The sequence below is a fragment of the Ramlibacter cellulosilyticus genome (assembly GCF_014297465.1).
Taxonomy (GTDB): domain Bacteria; phylum Pseudomonadota; class Gammaproteobacteria; order Burkholderiales; family Burkholderiaceae_C; genus Ramlibacter; species Ramlibacter cellulosilyticus.
This window is the reverse complement of the sequence record NZ_JACORT010000031.1, coordinates 1-1,228: the sequence shown is the minus strand read 5'-3', so window position 1 is coordinate 1,228 and position 1,228 is coordinate 1. Positions and strand designations below refer to the sequence as shown.

At 64.0% G+C, this 1,228-nt stretch carries 1 protein-coding gene; it reads right to left on the bottom strand.

The genetic code is table 11. From position 1 onward, the window contains the following. Window positions 1–15 precede the first annotated feature (15 nt). Window positions 16–1,170 (bottom strand): IS30 family transposase, encoded by a 1,155-nt coding sequence (locus H8N03_RS25975; protein WP_187079153.1) that lies wholly within the window; start codon window positions 1,168–1,170, stop codon window positions 16–18. Between the last annotated feature and the right edge of the window lie 58 nt (window positions 1,171–1,228).

The window sequence follows — 1,228 nt, the reverse complement described above, 5'->3', positions numbered from 1 at the left end:
AGGCGGGGGGCGGTCTCAAGGGATCAATGCAACGCTGGCAGCCAGTCTTTCGACTGGCTTCTCAAATCCCAAAGTCTCTCTGGGACGGGTATTTAGCTTCCTTGCGATTTCGTCGAGCTGCTCTTGGGTGTAGACAGACAGATCGTCTGTTCGCTTCAGGTAGTACCGAAGCAGCCCATTCGTATTCTCGTTGGTTCCCCGCTGCCACGGGCTGCGGGGGTCGCAGAAGTACACCTGCACGTCCGTGGCCACCGTGAACCTGGAGTGCTGCGCCATCTCCGTGCCTCGGTCCCAGGTCAGGGTCTGCATCAGGTTGGTTGGCAGCTTTTTCACCCGCTCGATCAGTGCATCCACCACCGTTTGCGAATCCTTGCCTCCCAGCTTGGCCAGCATGACGTAGCGCGAATGGCGCTCCACCAGGGTGGCGATGTGGCTGCCCTTGGCGCCGACGATCAGATCGCCTTCCCAGTGGCCCGGCACGGCCCTGTCGTCCACGCACGGCGGGCGCTCCCGGATCGACACCGCCCCGACGATCTGGCCTTGCTTGCGCTCCTTCAACGTCATGGTGCGGCGGACCTGGCGCTTGCTGCGCAACTGCGCCAGCAACTCCTTCTTCAGGGTGCTCTTGGCCTGCACGAACAGGCTGCGGTAGATCGTCTCGTGGGAAACCTGCATCTGCGGCTGATTTTCGTACTCCCGCTTCAGCCACCCCGCAATCTGTTGCGGCGCCCAGTCTTCCCGCAGCCTCTGAGATACAACCTCCCGCAGCGGCGCGTTGCTGGCCAACCGCCAGATCTTCGGTCGCGCCGCCCTGGTCCAGGCGCACTGCTCAGCCGCCGCGGCTCGGTAGGCCTGCGTTCCGCCATTGCGCTGAACCTCCCGGCTGATCGTGGAGACTGGCCGCCCCAGCTCACGCGCGATGCCGCGCAACGACCGGCCGGCCACCAGTCCGCGCGAGATCTCCTCCCGATCGGCCAGGCTCAGGTGCCTCTCGGACCGCACACGTGCCGCCGGGGCAATTCCACCGCGCTGCTTGATGTGCCAGTGAATCGTCCCGCTGTCGCGGCCGATGGCTAGGCCAATCTCCCTGAGAAATTGGCCGTCCTTCCACCGACGCCACATTTCCGCGGCGTGCTCCGGCGCGAGTCCTCGATCCTTCTTTGCTGTCATTCCGGTCCTCTCTCTCTCAACATCCATGATGTTGCATTGACCGGTTGAGACCGCCGGG

Bases quoted from the DNA above. Each gene is read 5' to 3' on its own strand.
- H8N03_RS25975 (WP_187079153.1), bottom strand. From the start codon at position 1,170: ATGACAGCAAAGAAGGATCGAGGACTCGCGCCGGAGCACGCCGCGGAA.